The following is a 21,546-nucleotide window of genomic DNA, read 5'->3' as shown; positions in this document are numbered from 1 at the left end:
GATCCAGCCAAGGAGTGCTCATCATGCTTGGTATGGACAAGACCACCGAAGAGATTTCACACTTTATCGGGATATTCCACACAAGTTTGGAGGCGGCTCGGCAAAGGGATAGTTACGATGACTTCTCCTTCTCGCTTCCTCGACAAGACGTTCAATCAAACACCAGCGAAAGCCAAACGTTCGCCACGCCGTTCGAGCTTCTAGGCTATGACCCATTCCTCTTCTACCGGCCGGTTGCGCCGCTCTTTCCTAAGGCGACTTTCTGGGAAGTTCCTTCACCTGTGATGGCGGCTCAGTCGGTGGTCGAATGGCGAGAGTCGCCCCCCCCCGACACGCAGCTGATGGTGCGAATGCCGGCTCCCGTACCGGCGGCCGAAATCGAGATGCCCCCGATTGAGCCAGTTGGCTCCGTGCTCAACTACATCCAGCAGCATATCATCCTCAGTGACAATGACGTGTTCTCGGTCGGAAACCACGCCTTGGCGGTCGTCGGGACAACAATGGCCACGAAGTCGCTGCTTGATGCGGCGGACATGATCACGTCCATGTTCCCGCTCTCGGACGTCGAAGCTCCCGGATCAGCCGATGAGATGATCTCGCTTATAAAGACCGCCGCGGAGGCACTCGATGTTGCGGCCCAGGAGGGCGATTTTCTCGTTGCCCAGACCGGCGCTCTTTCGGGAAGCTACGTCAACGGTGAGCTGGTAACGGAGGTCCCTCGGCTTGAGGACTATCACTCATTTGAGGATGAAGAAGATGAAGGGTCAGACGATGCAGCCGGCGATGCCGGCGACCTGGCTCTAGCCAACAGTGGACCTCTTGCGGAAGCGTCGGTTACCATAGAGGCCGGCGAGAATGTGCTAGTCAACAATGCCGTACTGAAGACGCTCTGGACCGGTGCGAAGGTCACCGCCGTCCTCGGCGACCATGTGGAGGTGAATGCAATTGTCCAGATCAACGCGATCTGGGACGAGGACGATCTCGGGGTGGCATTCGCCGGCTGGAACAGCGGCGATCCGAACCAGCTCTTCAACATAGCGAGCTTTGAGCGGGAGGGTGGTTCTACTGATGGGCAAGACACCATATCAGAAGCATTTCCCGCCTTCTGGACGGTCACGCAAATCAGCGGTGACCTGATGATCGTCAACTGGATCGAGCAGTACACCTTCGTCAGCGACCAGGACATCGGGATCGTCTCCGCCTCTGGAGGGCATGCCCATATCGTCAGCGGCGGCAATACCGGCGTCAACCACGTGTCGATCTACGAGCTTGGGTTTGCCTATGACCTGATCATCATTGGCGGGTCGGTATATGACGCAAGCACCATCCAGCAGTTCAATATCCTGTTTGATTCCGACACAGTTGATGGCGCCGGCGGCTTCGAAACCTCCGGTGCGGGCACCGTTTCCTCGTCTGGCAACCTCCTTTGGAACCAGGCGACAATCTTCAACATCGGCGCGGCCGACCGGTTCGAGGGGCTGTCGCAAGACTACGTAAATGCGGCGATGTCGGCCGCCGGCGGTGAATTGGATCTATCTGCTGAGATCCTCGATGATCCTGCATTCGCGGGCTTGGCGGGCTTGCGCGTCCTCTACATCAGCGGTGATATGATCAACCTGCAACTGGTGCGGCAGACGAATATCGTCGGCGACAACGACCAGATCGCGCTGGCAATGGACGCGATGGTGCCGCGCACGGGCGCAAGCTACGTGGTTGAGACCGGTGGCAATACGCTCGTCAACAATGCTGCCATTCTAGACCTGGACTCCCTCGGCAAGACCTATGTCGGGGGCGAGCAGTATTCCCAAGAAACGCTCATACAGGCTGAGTTTATCTCCTCACGCCCGGACCTGGGCGGGCAAGATCCGACGCTTCTTGCAAGTGAAGCGGTACTTTTCCTTGATGACAGCATGCTTGAGCCGGATCCAGACCCGGCACCTGGGGTCCTAATCGTTGCTGATCATACCCAGAGCCAGGACGACGGCCTGCAAACGATACTGCAATAGGGGAGACAGGTCTTGAACATTCGACATGAGAGCTTTTCACAAGGGGGCTCGTCTTTGCCAAGGGTCGGTAACGTTGGGCTGACGCCGGCTGATCTGAAGCTCCGAGACTCCTTCGAGAAGATCGACCGTGCGGTCGAAGCCTGTCTGCGAGTGGCGGAAGGTCCGCCTGCTTCCGAGGTATTGCTTCGCGAGGTGCCGGATCCCCAAGAGCGGCCGGAGGCTTCTGATGATGATATCATTTCGGTCGACGCTGTGTCGCCCGAAGACTTGGGTATGCAGGGGACGGTCGCACGGGATGACGGTCCTCGAGCGAAGACAGTCGAGGGCATGACCACGATAGACGGAGACTGCGGTCCGATCGAAGCCAAGAGCAGTCGTGAGGATGTGGGAAAGACGTTCTCTTCTGGAGGCGGCAAGGGCTCCGGGAATGGCAATGGGACGTTTCACAAGCGTCTGGGTCCGATCGACTTCGATGCCAGTCTCAAGGCGGCACTGAAAGCGGTACGTCATAACCTGGCAGTCGTTATGCTGTTCACGGTGATCAGCAACATCCTCGTGCTCGCCATCCCTATCTACCTGTTCCAGATATCGGACCGGGTGCTGACCAGTCGCTCGATCGAAACTCTGGTCATGCTTACGGTGATCATCGTGGGGGCGATCCTGCTGCAGGCGATGTTCGATGCACTCCGGCGCTTCATCCTGATGCGTACTGCGGTCGAGGTCGCTGCCAATCTGGGAGCGCCCATTCTTGGCGCCGCGGCACGCGCTTCGTTGCAGGGGTCGGGAAAGGAGTATCAGACGCTCGGTGACCTGCAGCAGGTTCGCTCCTTCCTCGTCTCTCGCACTCTCCTCGCCTTCCTGGATGCACCGATAGCACCGCTATTCGTGCTTGCAGTCTTCCTCATTCACTTTGACCTCGGCCTGATCGTGGTCGCCACGGCCATCGTTCTTCTCATCCTGACGCAAATCAACCAGAAGCTCACAGCTACACCGTTCACTGAGGCCAACACAGCGCAGGTGAAGGCCAATCTACATGTCGAGTCGATGTCCCGCAATTCTCAGATCATCAATGCGCTGGCGATGATACCGGAGGCGGTGCGCATATGGGGGAGAGACACCGCAACGTCATTGAGAGCACAGGTGGTTGCGCAGGATCGCAACATCGCAATTGCCGCTCTTTCCAAGGCAGTGCGTCTGCTGACACAAGTAGCCCTTCTCGGCTGGGGCGCCTTCCTGTCGCTAGAAGGGCAATTGACCGGAGGGATGGTCATTGCCGCCTCTATCATTGCAGGGCGGGCCCTGGCACCGATCGAGGGCGCGATCGAAGGGTGGAACCAGTATAGTCAGGCACGTGCGGCTTACGGCCGGATCACCGCACTCCTGACATCCTCACCTCTTGCGTTTGAACGCTTGAGCCTGCCTAAGCCGGAAGGTCGGCTGGATGTGGAGCGGCTACTATATGTCCCACAAGGCACGAAGCGCGTCGTATTGAACGGTTTGTCCTTCTGCCTGCAACCGGGAGACTCTCTGGCCATCATCGGCAACTCCGGCGCCGGCAAAACGACGCTTGGCAAGATGCTGGTGGGGTCAATCCTGCCTACGTCCGGAAGTGTTCGCCTCGACCTGATGGACCTGCGAAACTGGGATCAGCGGCAATTCGGGGAGAATATCGGCTATCTGCCTCAGGATGTGCAACTCTTTCCAGGAACGATCAAGGCGAATATCGCCCGGATGCGCACGGATGTGGACGACGAAGCAATCTATCGCGCTGCTGTTCTTGCTGATGTACATGAAATGATTGCCAACCTGCCACACGGCTACGAAACCATGGTGGCGGGGGACGGCTCACCGCTGTCCGGTGGTCAGAAGCAGCGGGTCGCATTGGCGCGCGCCTTTTTCGGTGATCCACGCTTCGTGGTGCTGGATGAGCCGAATTCGAACCTTGATAATGCTGGGGATGCTGCACTCAAGCGTGCGCTCAAGCATGCAAAGGAAAACGGTATCACCGTTGCTACCATCACGCAGCGCCCCGAGCTGCTTCACATCGTCGACAAGATCCTCCTTTTGGTAAATGGCACCGTGGCGTTGTTTGGAACGCGGGGTGACGTCCTGCAGGCTCTGGAGGGCCGCGGCATCAGCGTAACCACCGGCTCCTTCGGCCATCAGTTGCAGTAGGAAAGTGCCATGAGTGACATCGCCAAAGTTCACGACATTCAATGGTATTCCGAAGTTCCGCGCTCCATCTGGAAGCAGACGCTGATCGGCTTGCTTCTGATGGCGCTGTTCCTCGGTGGGTTTGGCACATGGGCCCTGACCGCGCCCCTCGCTGCTGCGGTGATCGCACAAGGAAGTTTCGTCGCCACAGGCCGCAACAAGATCGTTCAGCATCTGGAGGGCGGCGTGATCCGCGAGCTTCTCGTCAAAGAAGGCGATCGTGTTGTGGAGGGGCAACCGCTCGTAATTCTGGATGAGACGGCGGCCCGTGCCAAGAGCAGGGAGCTGTTTCTGCGCCGGGTCCTTCTGGAAGCCACGGCAGCACGGCTGACGGTGCAATCGGAACAGGGGGGGCGCTATGTGCCGCCGCCCCTCGTCGCTGGCCACCGCAACGATTCCGAGGTCAATTCCATCCTTCGGAGCCAGGAACTCAATTTCAAGGCCCAGCAGGTGAAACTCTCGGGAGAGCTGTCCTTGTTGGTGCAAAATATGGAGGCTCTTCGATTCAGGGCCAAAGGTTATTCGCGTCAGAGGGATGCGTACCTGCAGCAACTGAATTTGCTCAAGGCAGAACATGAGAGCAAGAAGCTGCTGCAAAAGAAGGGTGTTATACGCGCGAACGACGTCCGAACCTTGGAGCGTGCCATGGCCGATGCGACGGGGCAGATTGGGCGGCTGGAGGCGGAGGTTGCGGAAACCGAGGCCCAGATAGTCAAGACGAAGCAGGAAATGGAGAGGGCACATCAGTTATATAGGCAGGATGCTCTCGATCGCCTGCAGGATATTCAGAGTGAGCGGGACATGGTGCGCGAGCAACTCACACAGGCGGAAAACGTCTTGGAGCGGGCCACAATTCATTCTCCGGTGACCGGCGTCGTGGTACGGACTCACTACAATACGACAGGCGGGGTCATCGAAAGCGGGAAAGGAATCCTTGAGATCCTGCCCTCTGGCGTGCCGCTTATCATCGAGGTCCAGATCCCCCGCACTTCGATCGACCGCGTGAGGGCGGGACAGACGGCAACCGTCCGTCTCATCTCACTGAACCAGCGGACAACGCCGGTTTTGAACGGGAAGGTCATCTACGTCTCGGCGGACGCGTTACAGGACGCCCGCGAGGCGAGCCAGGACGTCTATGTCGCCCGCGTCGATGTGCCTTCCCAGGAATTGGCCCGGGTTCATGGCTTCAGTCCCACGCCAGGCATGCCGGCTGAAGTGATGGTCCAGACGGAATCGCGAACGTTCTTCAATTATCTTGCCAAGCCGATTACAGACAGCATGTCGCGGGCATTCACGGAGCGATAGGTCGGGGCAGAGGAGTTCGCGCCGTGGCCGCTTATTTGCTTGGCATAGGTGCGGCGGATGCGATGACGGCGGCCATCGGAGGGCTATAAGCGTAGCCACCTCCGATAGCGATGTTCAGCGACACGAAGTCCTGAGCCATCTGCCGCACAGCCTCTGCGAGGTTCGCCTGAGCCGTGGATACTTGACGTTGGGCGTCCAGAACGTCAAGCAGGGACGAGGCGCCGTCGCGATAACTTGCGGTGGCAAGCTCCAACGCTTCCTTATAGGAGCGCACGGTATCGCGCAGGGCCGTGACGATGCGGGTATCCCTCGCCACGGCGGCGAGAGCATTCTCGACTTCCTCCACTGCACCTAGAACAGTCTGCTTCCACGCGAGATAGGCTTCGCGTGCTATGGATTCCGATGCGCTTACGTTGGCTTTCAGAGCGCCGCCGTCGAAGATCGGCAGGGAGAGGGCAGGCCCGAACGACCAAGATAAGATACCGCTCTCGCCACTGCTGATGCGCGTGTAAGACGGGCGGATCGAGCCGCCTAGGGTGATGGCGGGGTAGAGTTGTGCCTCGGCAACTCCAATCTCGGCAACGGCGGCTGCGAGTTGCCGCTCGGCTGCTCGAATGTCGGGTCGGTTGCGAATGAGGTCCGCCGGTACGCCGGCATTTGCTTTGAAGCGGGCCACCGGCTGGCGAGCTCCCTTCTGCAGTTCAGGCAGAAGTGCGGAGGCCGGAAGAGCCAGTAGCGTGGCGACCCGATGGGCGGCACTGCGGAACTGCGTTTCAAGCCTAGGGATCTCTGCGAGTGTGGTGTTGACCAGACCTTCAGCCTGAACGACATCCAGACGCGACGCTGCACCGGCTTCAAGCTGAAGGCGCGTCAGGTCAAGTGTCTCTCGACGTGAGGAAAGGCTCTGCCGGGCGAGCGCCATACGCTCCTGGTAGTAGCGGACGTCGATGTAAGCGGCGACGACCTGGGAGAGCAGGGTGAGCCGGGCCACGTCCACGCTTGCATAGGAAGCATCGAGCTGTGCAAGCGCGCTCTCCCGCGACCGCTTGTACAGCCCGAAGAGATCCAGCAACCAGGACGCGTCGAGAGCTCCGGCCACCGTCGTTTGCGGAGAGGTGGAGGTCGGGCCCAGAGAGCCGCCGATGTCTCTGGTGCCGTTCCGTTCTGCCTGTGCTCCGAAGTCAAGTGCTGGTAATCCGCCGGCGCCGGCTTGAATTACGGCAGCCTCGGCCTGATTGATCCGTTCAAGCGCCTGAAGAACGTCCAGGTTCTGAGACAGGCCCTGTTCGACATAGCCGTTAAGGCGGCTGTCATTGAAGGCGGTCCACCAGGCGTGCGCCGACACATCGCCATTGCTGCTGGCTGAACCTTCCACGAACTGCGCGGGAAGAGCAATTTCTGGCGCAGCATGCTCCGGGCCGACGACACAGCCGGAAAGGAAAAGCAAAGCGAGAGGTGCCGCTAAGTGGATGGGTTTCATGTACTGCCTGCGTTCCGCCAAACAAGATTTGTCTCCCGATGGTTATCGGGACCCGCCGGAACTCAAGGCGTCACGTTCATATTACCATCTAAGCTTAATTATTAGTTACACTGGCGTCCAGGCGGCATGCGCGGGCGGAGTCGCCCTTGATAGTCCCGGCCCTTTGTTATCCGAAGACCGGCCGCTTGCCTCCCAGTACTGTTGACACGCTGGAGAATAATCGCTCACTCGGATCGCGCTGCTTATAAAGTCGCATCGACACAACGTCGGTCGATATCTTATCGCCCATGTCCTAGACTATCCAATCCATCAGGGGCTGAGGAGAAATCTGGCTTAGCTACGCTCGGACGGGCAACGAGCGTGCACGACAAATTGCCGTTATGCTCGTGCTTTGCGTCACTGTCGTTTCGCTCTGCCTTGGTGGAAGTTACTCTTAGTTGCTGTATCTGTTCCTCGTCCAGGAACTCTTGCGTAAGTTCTTCCCCGCCCCTGGACGTCCGACCAAACACATACCACGCGATCAGGGCGAAAAGGAACCCAACCAGAACGAGCGCGAAGAACGCCATTGCCGCCTCCCAAAGCAGCTGCTTATTGTCCAATAATAGCTGCGGATATGGTGTGGTAGGAGGTGACTATTGGTAGATACTACCTTTGCGGAAGCCCAATCTGGACCTCAAGGCAGAAGTGATATCGGACGACCGACATAGCGATGTTAACTATCCAACGGAGCGCCCGGCGACCCTCTTCGCCACTATGTGCACCCTTTGCATTCACTGCGGCTCCTCTGATCTCATTCTTTAAACCGCAGGAGAATAGGTTTTCCCGCCTTTTCATGATGGCCGGCTGGTGAAGCCATCATGATTGAGCAACGAATTCGGTAACGAAATGCCCTTCAGAAGGCACGCAGTAACTTCGTTGAACATCAACCTACTGCGTGCCTTCCGAGAAGGTGAGTGCTTAGCGATTGCGAACGACACCCTCGTAGTAGTCGCCGCTGTCGATCGTCCTGCTATCCGTCATCGGACGCGGCAGGACCGGGTTGATACCCTGGGTCCTGAAGAAGTCCACGCCCGGCGTGTGTGCCGCACCAGTCGAGCCCCCCGCACCAGGATAGTACTCACCCTCGGCCGCAGACGCTGCGGTCCCCAGGGCTGCGGCGGCGATGAATGCGACTGCAAAGATTGTGTTCTTGATCTTCATTGTTCTGTCCTTTCGATTTCAAGGCAGGGGCTGTCCTGCCCTGCGGTTGGGTTTTTGGTTGAAGTCTTCGGGGTGCGATGTTGGTTACCGGATGCCTCTGAGGTCATCGTTCGGTAGACGGTTGTCTCTCGACGTCGGCATGCGCGGTATCTCCGAATGCTTCCATCGCGGGCCGTCCGTCACCACATGGTCGACGGGCATGAACCCCAGTGCGAGTTGGGTACCCCGGTAGTATTCGCCCTCGCCGGCGAATGTGATCGGCACGCCTGCCACAGTGAACAGGGCGGCCATCAATAGTGTCTTCCTCATTGGTTTCATCCTCCTACTTCATTCGCTTGCCTTCACAGGGAGTGTATTTTCATGCTTGCAAGGCGGTGGGCGCTACGGGGGAAGCGCCCCCTCATAGTAATCGCCGGCTCTATTTGATCCGAAGACCAGCCTTTCTCGCTTGGTAGCCGTATCCCAGGTCTGCTGATCGCGCTGAAGACTGATCACCGACTGGCTGGCGGGGTAGATCGCATAGCTCTCATGGCTACCGCCACTCAATGCGATCCAGGCCGCGAAGGCCGGAGCGACCCGGTGGATCGGACTAATCATTGTTCTTCTCCCTTCTTTCGGCTCGGCACGCGGTCCGTATGGCCGCGTTGCCTTTGTTGTTGGTGCGAGCATCCCCCGCAGGCGTCAGTCAGGCGTGAAGTCAGCGTCAATGCCGCGTCAAAAAAGCGCAAAAGAGAAAGAAAAACGAAGGTACGGCGAAAGTCGGCGGTATCAGTGGCGCGGATGGGAGCGCCCGCGCGACCCGCGATGAGCCGCTGCCGATCAAGATCGAGACTCGTTGCCGCTTCGGCTATGTGGCGAGGGCTGCCTGAACCGCTGCTGCTGCGTCCGGCAGTCCTGCTCCGAAGAAGTAGGCGGAGCCCTTGCCGTCCTCATGGTCTGAATTCATGCAGTCAGGGGTGAGCGGACGAAACCCTGGCGCCACGACCCGGTGAGGGTCAGAAGCTGCCACGAGGAGTGCCTTAACCGTCACTCCGTCGAGGCTGGTACTTTGCCCATGCTTGGTCTTGTGAGCCCTCTGGATCAGAGAACAGATACCGCCGATCAGCGCCGAGGCTCCGGATGTTCCTCCGAAGTTGGTGTAGTAGCCGCCTCCGATCCCGCGGTTCTCTTCGAACGGGACCGACGACCATGGATCATCCCCGCTCTCATAGCCCCAGGAGCCGGGAAGGTCCGTCGTCAACAATCCGAGGCCGGAGTAACGATACTCTTTGGAGCGGCCGGCAATATGGGCGTGGCGGGCGTGAAACGGGAACTGATGGTCGACGCGCAACTGGTGTCGGTTGATCACCTCCTGGTCATCAGAGGGAGCAACCAGGGTAAGTCGGTTGCCGTAATTGCTGTATCCGGAGCGAAAGCCTTCGGCCGTCACCGAGCCGACAGCGATTATCCCATTGTCTTCTTCGGCAAGGTTCGCCGGATAGATCAGCTGGCTCTCGCCGCTGTTTCCGGCCGCGCAAACGATCGGGATTTTCCGGCTGACGCCGAGGATGACGTGCCGGAGGATCCTCCAGAGCCTGCGGCCGCTCTCGGCGGGCTGTGGTGAGTTGGGATCAAGCTCTTCCGCTTCACCAACGAGCGACAGGCGCCTCACAAGGTCCCCTGTCAGGCGGTTCTGGTAGAGTCCTGCATCGGTGGTGAGCTCTGCTTTCGGTTCCAGGCGGAGGTGTTCGGGGTCTGGAAGCCCACGAGGGAGCACGATGACGTCGGCGTGCTGGTGATAGGCATACAGGAACGCGCATATAAACTGCGCCGGATCCGTGTCGAAGGAGGTGCGGATCGAGATCAGGCGGGAAAAGGGGTCGACGCCGAAATACGGAAGAACATTTCGGTTCTTGTTCGGCTCGGCTTCAGATCCGGTCTCCGTAAAGAGCGTTTCAGGGCTACTCACTTCGCTCGTGCCACTTGTATTGGCCGCTGGTTCGCCCGCGATCAGACCAGCACAGGCAGTCCCGTGTGCGCCGAAGAGGGCTTCCGGGTTCATCAGTCGCCGGACGCATCCCCGTGATGCAGCGAGTTCTGCGGTGAGGCTCTTGAAATACGCCGTGTCATCGTTGGAGAGGCCAAGGTCACCAAGTCCCGTCAGGTCCAGACCGCCGAAGAAGGCTTCCTGTTGCTCTGGGCTATAAGGATCCAGCTCGTCGTATTGAGCGATAGTTCGCGCGCCGAAAGGATGCGAGGCCAGGTCGATCGAGCGGTCCTGATCAAGACGCGTCTTCAGGTTCGGGTGATCTGGACAGATGCCGACGTCGATGAGAGCTACGCTGGCAGTCACCATGGTTCCGGTTCCGGCCGCAGCGATCTGATCCCAGACGGTGGACTTGACCGTGGGTCTACACGCCTCTCGTACTGCAGGAATTTCTAGATTGGGAGGAGTGGAGGGCGCCGGCCCGAAGTCTGCGTCGATAACCTTCAACGCGGCGAGGTGCCATAGATAGTAGTAGGGTTCGGGAACTTCGGTTGAATGCTCAGATGTGACTGCCATGCTGACATCCTCCTTGGTTCACCGCGGATCGCGGCGTTCTACATCCATTCTGCTCGTACCGCCTGGAAGCTCTGGCCAAACGCATCGTGAAGATAGGGTGCGAACCGGCGGGCAAGCTCGCGGCCGGCGGCCGTATCGCTTGGATAGTGCAAGCCTGCCCACTCCCGGTTCTCTGCAACGTTCTGGGCGATCCGCGCGAGTTCGTCCGTGGCCGGATGCTCTGGCAGGATCGTTGCGAAGGCAAAGGCCACCGAATAGCACTGAAACGCGTGATTGCTTGGGAAGGCCGCATGCGGCGGGACAGCAAGAAGGGGTCTCAGCAGCGGCTCAAAGTGGCTGGGCCTCAACCGGTCAAACTTGTCCTTGTAGATGAGGCCGACATACTCGCAGGCGGTCAGGATCGACTGGAACAGGCCCTCGGTGGCTGAATAGCCGCTGACGTCCTCGACGTGAAGCGGACGGGTGAACTCCGACAGTGAGATCGTCGCTTCTCTTTCGATGTCCGGCAGTCGCCGTGCCCGCTCTCGATCCCGCCTTTGCATCGATAGAAGGACCGCAGTTTCCAGCCGCGTGTAGTCGGGACCGGGAGGCGGCAGGATATCCAGCGTCTCCCAGCAGAACCGTTTGGCAGCAGTGAAGGCGTTGCGGGATGGCTGCTGATGGAGCCGCCGTAGTTCAAAGGCCGGAACGAGTTGACCGGACGCCTGAGCCGTAATGCCCCCCGCGGCTTTGTTCTTGTTCTTGTTTTTATTCTTGTTCTTGTTCTTGTTGAGTACCGCTTTGTTGGCAACGCGCATGACAGCCATAGCCATCATGACGGTGCCCGGTCCGAGGATCGGGCCCTCATCCCCTGCTTCATCCCGAGCAGCCGAGCTTGTTAGGGGAGCAGGCTCAGGCGATATCGGTACGACCGGATCGTCGCCACAGGAGAGAACCGTATCGGGCTCGACCTTGAATGGGAATGCGTTGAGAAATGCTACCGCTGGCGACTGAGCTTCCGGCATCTCGTCCCTCCTCATTTCATCGACATCTGAGGGTCTATTGTGGGCGGATGCCCGCCTTGATCAGGCCCTCGATCAACAACTGTCCCCCCTCGGTTCCCAGCAGCGGGTAGCGGCTTTCCCGCAGAGCGCTGACGGAAACGTCAGGTTCGATTGCCTGCAGCCGCGTGAGGTATTTATGCGCCTCTCGGGTATGGTTGGCATGGGCGTGGCTCGCCGCCAGGTAACGTAGAACTGAGTTGAATTGGGGCCGCTCCATCAGCGCCTCCTCTCCAGCCGCGATCGCCGCTGCGTAGTCGCCCGCAAGAGCTGCGCTGACGCATCGGGTCGTATCGAAGTAATACTTGTAGCGGCTATGGGGGACCAATTGGCTGACCCAGCGGGAGATTGCCACCGCCTTGATGGGTTGGCCCGTGAAGCAATGCAACATCGCGTAGAGGTCCCAGCCCAACGGCTGGGCAGGGTTCAGATGGATCGCTTTTTCGAAGAGCTGGCTGGCGCGGTCGTAGTCGGCAAAGAGAAAAGAGTGCACATGCCCGACCAGTGCCAAGGATACAGGATTTGTCGGGTCAAGTTCGAGCGCCTTGCGCGAAAGTTCGCGTGCCTCCTCGGTGATGCGAGCATCGGCAATACTAAATCTTTGGCCGACCTGAAACGTCCGGATGAAAGCCTGCCAGGCATAGGCGCCGCCGCTTGGTGATTGACGGATAGAGCGATCCAGCAGCCGTTCTGCGCGCTCGAGATCGCCGCGGGAGAGCCTGAAGATGGAATCGATAGCGTGGATGAGGTCGGCGCCCGCACACGCGGAATCCTCCACCCAGGGAGAGAGCAGATACTGCCCCACCTGATCGACTATCTGGGTGATGATAGGATGCAGTTCCGACATGCTGCCACACCGGACCGCGAACCGGTGGGCCAGCTGCTCGCCCGACCAGATATGCGCACCATCGGATCTCCGTCGGATGACAGCCTGCGCAAGGACTGCATCGCCCTCGAACGTGAGACGCATGCGGGCGGTGATCGGGAGAAGCTTGGCAGGGGATGGATCCGCCGCCATTCCGGAGGGCGAGAAGGTATCGAACGACAGATCGGCAACGCCGATACCCAGCGTTTCATGGAGCGATCGCGTCAGGAGATCCTGCAATTGCAGCGCCACCATCCGGCCCTTGTCACCGAGCCCGATCACCTGCGGGGGTTGCAGGCGCATCAACACCGGCCTCAAAGGTTCTGCATCGAACAGCCTCGTGTCCTCTCGGTCCTCCCGGAGAAGAAGATCGGCCCCTGAACGGTGATACTGCCCGAGAGGGGACAGATCACTGGAGAGGGCAAGATCGGAAGGTATCTTTTGATATCGGGCGTCACGGCCGTCGCGATCACGTTGCAGCCTTGTCTGCCAATTCTGCCGCTCGAGCGTGAGCCACTCCTCGAACTCCGGGTCACCGACGTCGATCCCCTCAAGGAGCTGATCATTGGCACCCTCCGGAGCCGTCGCCTCGTTGATGTCCAGCTCCACCCGGTCAAGATCCAGCCACACGGCGAGCTTGTCGGCCTGCACGAGTTTCCGTGCGGAGCCCAGCGACTTCCGGATCTCCAGCAGAGCCTGGCGTAGGCTCGCGGAACCCTGCTCTTCGGACCGGTCGCTCCAGAGCTTGTCGCGCAACCAGACTCGGGACCGCGAGCCTCGCCGAGATAGGGCGAGCATCGCTAGTAGCGCCTGCGCCTTCTGCGATTTGGGGGCGAGGGACGTACCGGCGAGATCCGTCAGGGCAAATGAGCCCAGAAGGTAAAGCCTGTATTCCGCACGTATGCCCTCAGCTCGGTGCATCGGAGCGCGCCTTGCAGTTCCACCGCCAATCTCAACCCTGCATAGCGCCCCTCTTTAGATTAGCACGGCGCAAGTCCGCTGGGTAGCGTACAATCGGCACCGCAATGTCCGCTTTCTCAGGGGATGGATCTGGAGGCGGATATTCCGCTCCCGGCCTGAAGCGGAAATAGCTCCGTTCTGTTCCGGGCCTAGGAACTGCATCTTCAAATGCGCGAAGCGGAAGGAGCTTTTCCGGCACTTTACCGGATCGCCGTTGCTGCTCGGCAGGACCAGGCTTCAGCGGGTTAGTCGTGATGAAAGACCTCTTCCATCATCGCCCACCATTCCCCCCTTCCTGACGGGTGTACAAAGGTGTTTGGCAGGGGTTGGTGGCCAACGGCTGGAACTCCAGCTTCTGGATTTTCCACCAACTTCTGCATGACGTCATCCTCCCTCTGTCGGTATTCTCCCCCGCCACAATCAATGGTCAGACTTTGTATCAGAAAGTGGCCAAGCCAATTTTGATTGGTAGGAGCGGAATTTGCCGATGGCCGCATGAGAGATCTCGGGGGAGACTTTGATAAGTCTTCATGTTTTTGTTAGGCTTGGAAGAAATAGACGCTGCGGTCAGGCTAATTAGATGCCTATCCCAAGATCGCCCTTTTGTTGTCTGTACCAGAAGCATAAGCGCCCAGGACTGCAAGTCTCGGTGCAATCAGGCCCCCGCAACCAACAAAACTGGTAACCGAAGCCAATCAGCCTCCTTCTCACCAAGGATTCCCCGGCACCGGTTCAGATACTTCACATTCTCCTGCATAGTCTTGAACTCACCGGCAGCCTACTGCCGGCGGATGAAGTCGGGGTTTGTGCAGCGGCTGCAGTTCCCGCGAAGCTTCCTGCCACGCCTCCTGGGCTGCCATGATGGCGGCGAGGTGGCCGTGGATCGCAAGGGCCGCCGACTCGCCATCGGCAGAGGGCTCGACGACGACCTTGCTGATGATCCGTCGCAGGAAATCGATCCAGACCTGGCTGCCACGGTCGCCGGTGTAGGACAATCTGGCTTGCTTCAATGCTCCGATCGCCGCCTGCAACATGCTGGAGTTGATGACGGGCGGGGTACCGCCTGACGTCACTCCAGGTGGGGTTTCTCCAGGCGCTCTTGCAGGGCAAGGCGTTGCTTCTCCAGTTCATCAGGCTGGGTATCGAGCGCCGGAATCTTTTGATGGCCCGCCATGATCCGCTCCACAATTGTCTCCCCCAATGCCCTTTGCTTGACCTCAAGACCTTGATCTCTGCCGCCAGCCTGGCGGGTTCTGCCGATGCTTCAATTCGCTTCTGTCCGAGCGAAGTGGACATCTCTCGGTTCAACCGGTCAACGTTGTCCGCTCCGAGAAGATTGTCCGGGATCGCCGCAACAACCCGCTTCTCCACTCCCCCCCGACTGATTGTCTTGCTGTTGGTGCAGACGATCCCGCCCAGGTGCTCGATTGGCAGCTTCTTCTGGCGATTGGTACAGCCATAGCGGTCTTTGGCCATGATGGCATAGGGGCCAAGGCAGTGGCCGCATTCGAGCCTTCCGCTGAGGAGATACTGGGGGCGGTGGGAGCGAGCCAGCTTGTTGGTGTGCGTTTTGGCGAACGCCTGACCCACCTCCGCCTGCCGGCGCTTGACCGCAGCCCATAGGTCGTCGGAGACAATCCGCAGCTGCGGCTGTTCGGCGACCACCCACTGAGCAGGCCGCTTTAGTCTCTTTCATTCGGATGACGTCACTCCGCACGCGGCACCGGGGCGAAAATGATTTCCGCGGAGCGCCCTCATTTGAAGAAGGTGCCTCCGATCCTCAGAGGACATTAACGCGATGGCGGTACCACGATGCGCGACGGGCGTAGAAGGCAATCGCTGCCCAGACGGCGGTGCGCAGAAGCAGCGCGCCGACGGTCCTCATTTCGTAAAGCCCGCCCGTGATGACGTGTATGGCAAACCCCACCAGGATCAGGAACGTCGCAACGAACAGGGCGAGTGACAGACCGACCGCCCAGTCCTTGCGCAGGAAGAGACCGAGTCCTGCCGCGACATAGGCGAAGCCGGCCAGGAAGTTGAACCACAGCACGAAGGGTACGACATTGCCGAGCGCGTCCGTCGCCGATGGTCCGAAGAGGGCAGTCCCACCCGAGACGACCGTCAGCACGCCAAATACAAGCCCCACTCCGGCGAGGACTTTCAGGTGCATCGGCGATTTGGGCAATTCATCCATGTCATGCACTCCCCTCTATTCCTTCCAGACGCCCGTCTCTCAAATGGTACAGCCTGTCGAAGCGATCATAGATCTTCTCGTCGTGGGTGACGGCGATGATGCAGGCATCGTGCTCGGCGGCCAGCTTGCGAAGCAGATCCATGACGATACCGGCCCTCTTGGAATCAAGTGCAGCGGTCGGTTCGTCGGCGAGGATGATGCGCGGGCTGTTGGCGAGCGCTCTGGCGATGGCGACGCGCTGCGCTTCGCCTCCAGACAGCAGCGCCGGCATGGCGTCCTTACGATGGCCCACCTCGAGATGGTCCAGAAGTTCGACGGCTCGCCGCTGCGCTTCGGCGGCCGGTTTGCCGGCCAAGTGCAGCACAAGGGCGACATTGTCGCGTGCGTTGAGGAAGGGCAGGAGATTGTGGAACTGGAAGATGAAGCCGATCTTGTCGAGCCGCAGGCGGCGGAGATCATCCCTCAGCCAGCGATCGTCGTAAACCGTTTCCCCGTCGAGCCGCACGCGGCCTTCGCTTGGATCGATGATGCAGCCGATGACGTTGAGCAGGGTCGTCTTGCCTGATCCGGAAGGGCCGAGCAGTGCCACGACCTCACCCGGAGAGACTTTCAGATCGACATCGCGCAAGGCATCAACCCGGGTCGGGCCCTCGCCATAGTGTTTGGAGAGCGAGGCCACTTCCACGACCGGTTTCCTCTCGGTATCGGTCATGGTCATCCTCCGATCGCCGTTGCCGGATCGATCTTGAGGGCCGCACGTACACCCAGGCCGCTCGCCAGCACGCAGACCACGAAAATGATGCCTGCCAGCGCAAGTGCATTAACGGGTTCGAGCATGACCCGGCGCGGGAAGAAGTCCTTGATCAGCAGGATCAGGACCAGGCCGAGGCTCCATCCGACGGTGCCGAGTGCTACGGCCTGCTGCACGATCAGCGCGATGATGGTGCGATCGGGGGCGCCGATCAGTTTGAGGGTAGCGATCTGCTTCAGCTTTTCCATGGTCATCGTATAGATGATGAGTGCGATGACCACGGCGGAGACCGTCAGCAGGATCCCGAGGAACAGCCCGATCTGGCGACGGGCCCGGTCGACGACGGATCGTACCAGCAACTCCTCCTGCTCCACCTGCGTCATGGCAGACAGGTGCTTCCATTGGCGAACCGTCTGCGCGATCGATGCGACGTCCGCATCGGGTTTGATTCGCGCGATCACGGCCGCGATCGTGTTGCTGCTGGAAGACACTTCCCCACGGGCCGATTGAAGTCTTGCCGCGGGCGGGGCGAGTTGGGACTGAAGCGCCTGTGCATCCGGCAGCGTGACATAGGCGACGGGATCGCCGCCTGAATTCACGGCATCTTCTGTCAGTCCGACCACCTTGTAGCGGTCGCGACCGAGGGTGATCCGGTCGCCGATGGTCAGCCCCGCCTTGCGGTCGACGACCAGCTCGAAATGGCTGCGCTCGATCTGCCGGCCTTCTACGATTTTTGGCGGACCGCCGAGATGGCCATGCTCGTAACCGATCACGTAGAGTCTCAGGGTACGCCCGGCGAAGGGCGCCTCGACGGTCTGGTAGGTGATGCCGCCTGCATCGTCCACGCCATGCAGACGCGCTACCGCCTCACGGGTGTTCGCGGGTATCTTCGACGCCTCCGCGAATGGGCCGAGCCGGCCCGCTTCCACCACCCACAGGTCAGCCTGCGGAGCCCGCACGATGTTCAGCGCATCCGCAACAAGGCCGTTGTAGATGCCCATCATGGCGAGGACGACCGCCATCAGCAAACCGAGCCCGAAGCAGGTTAGAACGAAGCGGAAAAGGTTGTGGCGGACGTCGCGATAGGCAAGGTTCATGGCGAAGTCTCATCGATCGCACGTGCCCTGCGCCCCTCGGACAGTCCTTTGGCCGGCGCCGTGACGATCATGGCCCCCTCGGGCAATCCGTCCGACACTTCGACACGCCCGTCTTCGGTACGATGGCCGAACGTCAGCTCGACCTCGACCAGCCGACCATCCTCGATGATGAAGACCTTGCCCCTGTTGCCGTCGAACCCCCGGATTGCCGCCTCCGGAACCAGAAGTGCCTGCTCAAGCTTCGCCACCGTCACCAGGACCTCGGCCTGTTCCCCGAGATAGGCGCGGGGAGGGCAGACCTCGCACGCAATCCAGACGCGACGTTCCTCGTTGGTGCGGTCACTCTCTATGCCGATCCGGGCCACCTTGCCGCGATAGACATCGTGCGGCATCGACCGCAGACGCACCTCGGCATCCTGGCCGACCGCCAGCGAACCGGCACGCTCCTCATCGATATAGGCGAGCACCCACACGCTTGTCGGATCCATGAGCGTGTAGATGACGTCGCCGGCACGAACAACCGTTCCCGCCTCCACATGCCGATCCACGACGATCCCGTCGAACGGTGCCGTGAGCGTGTGCTGCTTCAGGATGGCCTGCTCGTAGGCAAAGGCGGCAGCGGCATCCTCTGCCTGAGACCTGACAACGGAGACGTCGGTCCGTGCGACGGTGACATCGGCGTAAGCAACGTCGACATCCCGTTTCGCTTCCTCGGCTGCCTGGCGAGAACTTACATTGCGTCCTGCGAGCTCCTGTTGTCGTTCGTTGGCTGCGCGCCTCTGCTCAAGAACGGCTTCCGCCCTTCCAACATTCGCCTCGGCCTTGGCGAGATTGGCCGTTGCGGCATCCCCGGCCGCTTGGGCGCGAGCCACACGGGCTTCCTGGGCGTCCTGATCGAGACTTGCGAGCAGGTCTCCTCGGGTGACGGCGTCGCCTTCATCGACACGCAGTTGCGTCAACGCCGCGCCCACCTGGAACCCGATCTTGGAAACGATCCGGGCTTCCACCGTGCCAAGGCCATACACTCGGATGGCGACGTCACTTTCGCTGGAAGCAACGGGGAGGGGCAGGGGCCTTGCAACAACAAAGGCGTAGGTGCCGCCTGCGATGATCACGAGCGCTGCAATTACCAGATAGGTCAGTGATTTCGTCTTCATACTAAGCCCTCCTCTGAGGAGATGCCGCAAACAGCCGGAGTTGCACCTGGAGGAGGCGCGCGCCTTCCTGCCTGACATCGAATTCGCGGGCGCCGAGGGACCAGCGGATCGCCAGCCCCTGAACAAGCGACAGAAGCAGCGCGGCTGCGTCGGATGGCTCGAGATCACGGCGGAATGTTCCCGCGTCACGCCCCTTGGCGACTTCATCATGCAGAAGCCTGCGGAAGGCAGCCATGGCTCCGGAAAATGTCTTGCGCAGGTCACCATTCTCGACTTGCAGTTCGCGCGAGAAGAGGACTGCAGGCAGCGCGGGGTTTTCCTCGATCGTGTGCAACTGCGTGTCGATCAGCGTGGCAATGCGAACCTCAGGGGACATCTGCCCTCCAAGCGCGGCTTGCCATGATGAGGTCATCTCTCGACAGATTCTCTCCGCCAGAGCCGCCCATAGGGCCTGCTTTGTCGGGAAGTGGCGAAAAATGGCCGGCTGCGTTAGCCCGATGGTATCAGCAACTGCGCCAGTCGTCAGGCGATCCGGCCCCAACTCGTCCGCGAGCCGAAGTGCTACTGTGAGAATCTGCTCCTTGCGCTCTTCCGCTGTTTTTCTCATGACTATCGCCACAGTTAGTGACTAATAACTAACTGGCTTTCTCTAGTGTGTCAATGAATGTATCACTGGGCGAGGGACCTACTGCGGACCGCCAGCCGGTGTCTTCAAAATCGGAAGCTGTAGGCTTGCCTGGAACCCAGATTTCCGTCCAGCGCGGGGAGACTTGAGAACTAGTTTGCTGCCGATGCGCTCGGCGATTGCCGCAACGATAGCGAGGCCCAGCCCGCTTCCTTCTGTGCTCCGGCCCCCGCGCTCGAAGCGGGTCGCAAGCCGCGACAGGGTCATTTCGGGGATGATGGCTGCCTCGTTGGCAACCGTCAGGGTCCCGTCGTTCAGCAGCGACACGTCGATCGGCTCGTCGTCCGATCCATGACGCAAGGCGTTCTCGATGAGATTACGCAGGACGATACCGAAGGCGTCCGGATCAAGGTCCGACATCACGGGGCGATCGGGAAGCTCCAGCACAATGCGATCCGCGTCGATGGAGCGCGCCAGGTCATCGATCACGATCTGCGCAGCAATCCGAAGGTCTTCTGCCTGGTCCAGCCGCAACCGGCCTCCTTCAGCTCTCGCGAGTTGCATCAGACGTTCGGACAGTCGGGTGAGACGCTTGAGCGTGGTTTCGATCTCAGCAGCCCGCGCTGCCGCCGCTTGATCCTGCGTTTCCAGCCTGAGGCGCTGTGCCTGCGCAATGGCGCCAGCAAGCGGAGTGCGCAATTCATGCGCGGAATTGGCAGCGAAACTGCGCTCTGCGTCGAACGCTGCTTTAAGCCGCTCGAGCAGTCCGTTCAGCGTCGTGGCCACGGGCGCCATCTCTTCGGGGATGTTGTCAGCGGGAACGGGCGACAAGTCGCGCGCGCTGCGCCCCTCCAGCAGATCGCGAAAGCGTCGAAGCGGCGCAAGACTTGCCTTCACGGCCAGAAGGACGAACAGGAACGCAAGGGGGATCACGATCAAAAGAGGCAAGCCGAGGCCCATCTGTATCTCGCGGGCTGCGTCCCTTCGGTGATCGAGCGGCTCGGCTACGGTGATCCGGATCGTTCCCTGAAGTGCCTCGTCGCTATAGAGCCTGTGTGTTGCCGTCTGCCCGAAGCCCGGGCCCTCCCAAGGTGGAAACGAGGTCGGTTCGGCTGCATGTGATTGCAGCAGGATACGGCCCTCTTCGTCGCGGACGATATAGGTGAAGAACTCCTCGTGGTCGCGGGCAGACGCGAGGCGTTGCGCCACGCCCTCGTCTTCACGACCAACAATATCGACGACGGCTAGGGGCAGGATTCGCTGCGCGGTCTCCTGAAGGGCGGAATCAAACACCTCGTCCATTTCGCGCTGCAGGGTCACCGCGGTCACCGAGGCCGCCGCCAGCCAAAGGAGGGTCAGCAATATTCCGAGTGAAAGCCCGAGGCGGGTCTGGAGGCTTCGCAGCGGTCTCATGGCCTGCCGAGCCGATAACCGAGACCCCGTTCGGTATCGATCACCTGAGGGCCAAGTTTCTTGCGCAGCCGGCTGACGTGAACCTCAATGGTGTTGCTCTCGACGTCGGCGTCGAATGCATAGATCTTCTCTTCCAGTTGCGCCTTCGACAGAAGCTGGCCAGGCCGGGCCAGGAAGGCTTCAAAAAGAGCCCATTCCCGCGCCGTCAGGGGAACCGGTTTCCCTTCTCGATGGACACTCCGCGCCGCTAGATCGATTTCGAGGGGCCCGTGCACGACAATCGGGTTGGGATTGCCGGAGTAACGGCGGGCGACGGACCCGATCCGGGCGGAAAGCTCCGCAAGGTCGAACGGCTTTACGAGATAATCATCGGCGCCAGCGTTCAGCCCCTCGATCCGGTCGGAGACCTGGTCCAGCGCCGTCAGGACGATCACCGGCGTGACAGAGCCGTGGGACCGCAGGGTTTTCAGGAAGGTGATCCCACGCCCGTCGGGTAGCATCAGATCAAGCAGGATCAGATCGTAGACTGCGCCTTTGGTTGCATCACTTGCAGCATCCAGACGCGTGACCCAATCGACAGAGTGGCCGTCAGCCATGATCTGGTCGCGCACGGCGGCGCCCAGCACTGTGTCGTCTTCGATCAGCAGGATTCGCATTGGAACTCCTTAATGTCGGCAAGACCAATGATCCGTCTGGC

18 protein-coding genes and 1 pseudogene are annotated in these 21,546 nt (G+C 60.2%); 3 read left to right on the top strand and 16 right to left on the bottom strand.

Going from position 1 to position 21,546, the window contains the following annotated elements; all coding sequences use genetic code 11:
* The first annotated feature begins 23 nt into the window (after nucleotides 1-23).
* From FN060_RS18670 to FN060_RS18660, 3 genes are read left to right on the top strand one after another with little or no spacing between them, the layout of a single operon-like run.
* On the top strand, nucleotides 24-2,006 hold the full coding sequence (locus tag FN060_RS18670; protein ID WP_142589503.1) for a hypothetical protein: 1,983 nt from the start codon (nucleotides 24-26) through the stop codon (nucleotides 2,004-2,006).
* A 12-nt stretch (nucleotides 2,007-2,018) separates the two neighbouring features.
* Nucleotides 2,019-4,181: a type I secretion system permease/ATPase gene (locus tag FN060_RS18665; protein ID WP_244665856.1), complete on the top strand. Its 2,163-nt coding sequence runs from the start codon at nucleotides 2,019-2,021 to the stop codon at nucleotides 4,179-4,181.
* Nucleotides 4,182-4,190: 9 nt separating this feature from the next.
* Nucleotides 4,191-5,525, top strand: a complete 1,335-nt coding sequence (locus FN060_RS18660; RefSeq protein WP_052640168.1) for an HlyD family type I secretion periplasmic adaptor subunit — start codon at nucleotides 4,191-4,193, stop codon at nucleotides 5,523-5,525.
* A 31-nt stretch (nucleotides 5,526-5,556) separates the two neighbouring features.
* Here FN060_RS18660 and FN060_RS18655 read toward each other — a convergent pair whose 3' ends face one another.
* From FN060_RS18655 to FN060_RS18585, 16 genes and pseudogenes are all read right to left on the bottom strand, one after another.
* Nucleotides 5,557-7,005, bottom strand: coding sequence for an efflux transporter outer membrane subunit (locus FN060_RS18655; RefSeq protein WP_142589502.1), 1,449 nt, complete (start codon nucleotides 7,003-7,005; stop codon nucleotides 5,557-5,559).
* Between the two features lie 957 nt (nucleotides 7,006-7,962).
* Entirely contained in the window at nucleotides 7,963-8,205 is a 243-nt protein-coding gene (locus FN060_RS18650) for a hypothetical protein (protein ID WP_142589501.1), read from the bottom strand.
* Between the two features lie 84 nt (nucleotides 8,206-8,289).
* On the bottom strand, nucleotides 8,290-8,514 hold the full coding sequence (locus tag FN060_RS18645) for a hypothetical protein (protein WP_142589499.1): 225 nt from the start codon (nucleotides 8,512-8,514) through the stop codon (nucleotides 8,290-8,292).
* A 72-nt stretch (nucleotides 8,515-8,586) separates the two neighbouring features.
* Nucleotides 8,587-8,802: a hypothetical protein gene (locus FN060_RS18640; RefSeq protein WP_142589497.1), complete on the bottom strand. Its 216-nt coding sequence runs from the start codon at nucleotides 8,800-8,802 to the stop codon at nucleotides 8,587-8,589.
* 250 nt (nucleotides 8,803-9,052) lie between these two features.
* Nucleotides 9,053-10,747, bottom strand: a complete 1,695-nt coding sequence (locus FN060_RS18635) for a S8 family serine peptidase (protein ID WP_142589495.1) — start codon at nucleotides 10,745-10,747, stop codon at nucleotides 9,053-9,055.
* A gap of 38 nt (nucleotides 10,748-10,785) precedes the next feature.
* Nucleotides 10,786-11,766, bottom strand: coding sequence for a phosphatase PAP2 family protein (locus tag FN060_RS18630; protein WP_210310712.1), 981 nt, complete (start codon nucleotides 11,764-11,766; stop codon nucleotides 10,786-10,788).
* Between the two features lie 19 nt (nucleotides 11,767-11,785).
* Entirely contained in the window at nucleotides 11,786-13,573 is a 1,788-nt protein-coding gene (locus FN060_RS18625; protein WP_142589491.1) for an SARP family transcriptional regulator, read from the bottom strand.
* A 284-nt stretch (nucleotides 13,574-13,857) separates the two neighbouring features.
* Nucleotides 13,858-13,940: pseudogene (locus tag FN060_RS23560) on the bottom strand (L-rhamnose mutarotase); the annotation flags it as partial.
* Nucleotides 13,941-14,379: 439 nt separating this feature from the next.
* Complete coding sequence (locus tag FN060_RS18620) at nucleotides 14,380-14,685, bottom strand: hypothetical protein (protein WP_142589489.1); 306 nt, start codon at nucleotides 14,683-14,685, stop codon at nucleotides 14,380-14,382.
* Between the two features lie 707 nt (nucleotides 14,686-15,392).
* Nucleotides 15,393-15,806 (bottom strand): hypothetical protein, encoded by a 414-nt coding sequence (locus FN060_RS18615; protein ID WP_142589487.1) that lies wholly within the window; start codon nucleotides 15,804-15,806, stop codon nucleotides 15,393-15,395.
* Between the two features lies 1 nt (nucleotide 15,807).
* On the bottom strand, nucleotides 15,808-16,518 hold the full coding sequence (locus tag FN060_RS18610; protein ID WP_142589485.1) for an ABC transporter ATP-binding protein: 711 nt from the start codon (nucleotides 16,516-16,518) through the stop codon (nucleotides 15,808-15,810).
* A 2-nt stretch (nucleotides 16,519-16,520) separates the two neighbouring features.
* Nucleotides 16,521-17,654 carry an ABC transporter permease gene (locus FN060_RS18605; protein WP_142589483.1) on the bottom strand — a complete coding sequence of 378 codons (1,134 nt, stop codon included), beginning with the start codon at nucleotides 17,652-17,654 and terminating at the stop codon, nucleotides 16,521-16,523.
* A complete protein-coding gene (locus tag FN060_RS18600) occupies nucleotides 17,651-18,811 on the bottom strand; it encodes an efflux RND transporter periplasmic adaptor subunit (RefSeq protein WP_142589482.1) in 1,161 nt (386 codons plus the stop codon). Before FN060_RS18600 ends, FN060_RS18605 begins: the two co-directional genes overlap by 4 nt.
* Nucleotide 18,812: 1 nt before the next feature.
* Complete coding sequence (locus FN060_RS23420; protein WP_142589480.1) at nucleotides 18,813-19,418, bottom strand: TetR/AcrR family transcriptional regulator; 606 nt, start codon at nucleotides 19,416-19,418, stop codon at nucleotides 18,813-18,815.
* A gap of 78 nt (nucleotides 19,419-19,496) precedes the next feature.
* Nucleotides 19,497-20,849 carry an ATP-binding protein gene (locus FN060_RS18590; protein WP_142589478.1) on the bottom strand — a complete coding sequence of 451 codons (1,353 nt, stop codon included), beginning with the start codon at nucleotides 20,847-20,849 and terminating at the stop codon, nucleotides 19,497-19,499.
* Nucleotides 20,846-21,505, bottom strand: a complete 660-nt coding sequence (locus FN060_RS18585; RefSeq protein ID WP_142589476.1) for a response regulator transcription factor — start codon at nucleotides 21,503-21,505, stop codon at nucleotides 20,846-20,848. Before FN060_RS18585 ends, FN060_RS18590 begins: the two co-directional genes overlap by 4 nt.
* Nucleotides 21,506-21,546 lie beyond the last annotated feature (41 nt).

It is taken from the genome of Pseudorhizobium halotolerans (assembly GCF_902153235.2).
GTDB lineage: Bacteria > Pseudomonadota > Alphaproteobacteria > Rhizobiales > Rhizobiaceae > Neorhizobium > Neorhizobium flavum.
The sequence above is the reverse complement of the archived record's forward strand: the minus strand, read 5'-3'. Positions and strand labels throughout refer to the sequence as shown.